The organism is Mesorhizobium sp. M5C.F.Ca.IN.020.32.2.1, assembly GCF_004023105.1.
Lineage (GTDB): Bacteria > Pseudomonadota > Alphaproteobacteria > Rhizobiales > Rhizobiaceae > Mesorhizobium > Mesorhizobium wenxiniae.
In genome coordinates, this window is sequence record NZ_RZSX01001026.1 from 1 (window position 1) to 2,038 (window position 2,038).

Below are 2,038 nucleotides of genomic sequence, written 5' to 3' on the forward strand. Positions count from 1 at the left end.
CCTTTGGCTGCTCGACCTCCCCCGCCTTGGGTTCGTTGTCGGCGGCCGCGCTGCCGACGGACGAGAACTCGCCCGTCACCATCCATGCAGCGAACCCGACAAGCACAACAATGGCTGCAAGCTTGTGAAACCTGTATTTCGGCATCGTCGTTTTTCCAGTGCGCGGGGTTCGGCCAGGCCGCGTCTTCTAACTCGGGCGCGTCGCCGATATGGGTGCGCGCAAGGCCGTGTTCAACTTGCCGTGATCGGCGAATGAGCTTCTACATCAAAGTTGCACCGCAATATAGTCAGAAAAGTTGATGGGTAATACTTCGCTGGGCAGGATGCGCCCGCCGCCACGAGGCGCGCCGGATCAGCGCAGCCGTTCCGTCTGCCACATGGCGGTCGGCGCAGCGCGGATACGAAAGCAACCGCTAGACCGCGACCCTCGACGAACCCTTGGCTGCATCAACCGTCGTCGTTGCCGTGCCTTAGGCTTTCCTCTGCCGCTGGGGAGGCGCTATCGAAACGGCATGGCAGCAGCTGTCAGCATGATGGGAATATTTCATGCAAAGGTCACCTCCTTCGACAAGGGCAGCGTCCGGATGCGCTTGCCGGTCAGTGCGAAGACGGCGTTGGCGAGTGCCGGTGCCGCCGGCGGTGTGCCGACTTCGCCGACGCCGCCCATCTTGTGAAAATTCTCCAGGATTGCAACTTCGAACGCCGGACACTGGAAGATGCGCATGGCGTCGTAATCGTGAAAATTCGACTGCTCGACCATGCCGTCGGCGAAAGTAATCTCCTGACCCATCGCCGCCGACAAGCCATAGACGGCGGCGGAGATGAGCTGCGCCTCGATGATATCAGGATCGAGTGCGGTGCCGACATCGGCCGCGATCCATACCTTCTCAATGCGGATTCCGGACGGCGTGTCGGCGATCTGGACGATCTCGCCGACCCAACTGCCGAAAGACAGCGTGAACGCGATGCCCTTGGCCTTGCCGGCGGGCAGCGTCTCGCCCCATTTCGCCATTTCGGCGACCTTCTCGACCACCTTCACCGCTGCCGGATAGGCAGCCATAAGCTTTTTGCGCAGATCGACCGGATCGGTTTTCCCGGCGACAGCGATCTCGTCCAGAAATCCTTCATGGAAGAAACCGTTGATCGAACTGCCGACCGATCGCCAGGAGCCGACGGGGATCGAGACGGGTGCGGCGACGCCGGTCACTCGGTAATTCGGGATCGTATAGGGCTGGTTATGGGCTCCGTCGACGATGGACTTGTCGGGCCCGAGCGGCGATATCGAAGGAAACAGCCGGCGCAAGGTGCTGGCTATCAGCGATGGCGAGGCGATTGTCATGTCGACGGCAATCGGCATGCCGTCGTTGCCAAGCCGCGCCTGGAATTTGCCGACAGAAGCCGGCCGGTAGGCGTCGTGGCGCATGTCCTCCTCGCGCGTCCAGATCACCTTGATCGGCCGGCCTGCCGTTTCTTTCGCCATCAGTGCGGCACAGAGCGCATAATCCACCTCGACACGTCGGCCGAAGCCGCCGCCCATGAAGGTGGTGTGGACGTTGACATTGTCCTGCTCGATGCCGACAGCATTGGCGCAAAGCTGCCGCACCAAGGTCGGCGCTTGATTGCCGCACCAGATGTCGAGGACGCCATCCTTCAACCGCGCCGTGGCGTTCATCGGCTCCATCGTCGCATGTGCCAGATAAGGCACCGCGTAGTCGGCCTCGACGATCTTTTCGCGCGGCGCGTCGGCGAAGGCGGTATTCACGTCGCCATCGTCGCGCATCACCGACCCTTTTGTGCCGAGTGTCCGCTTCAGCGCCTTTGAAATGCCGGCGCTATCAAGCGGATATTCGGGATCGGCCCATTCGGTGTCGATCGCCTCCGCCGCCTTGAACGCCGTCCAGGTGTTTTCGGCGATGATGCCGAAGCCGTGGCCGTAATTCGTGTCGATCGGCACGATTTTAATCACGCCAGGCATTTTCTCGGCCTTGGAGAAATCGGCCTCGACCGGCTTGGCCCAGAAACGCGGGCTCATCTTAAC

At 61.5% G+C, this 2,038-nt stretch carries 1 protein-coding gene and 1 pseudogene; both read right to left on the bottom strand.

Annotated elements, in window-relative coordinates; translation table 11 throughout:
- Positions 1-145, bottom strand: a pseudogene (locus EOA86_RS40860) (efflux transporter periplasmic adaptor subunit); the annotation flags it as partial.
- 399 nt (positions 146-544) lie between these two features.
- On the bottom strand, positions 545-2,038 hold a 1,494-nt coding region (locus tag EOA86_RS32355; RefSeq protein WP_164892217.1), incomplete at its 5' end, for a molybdopterin cofactor-binding domain-containing protein.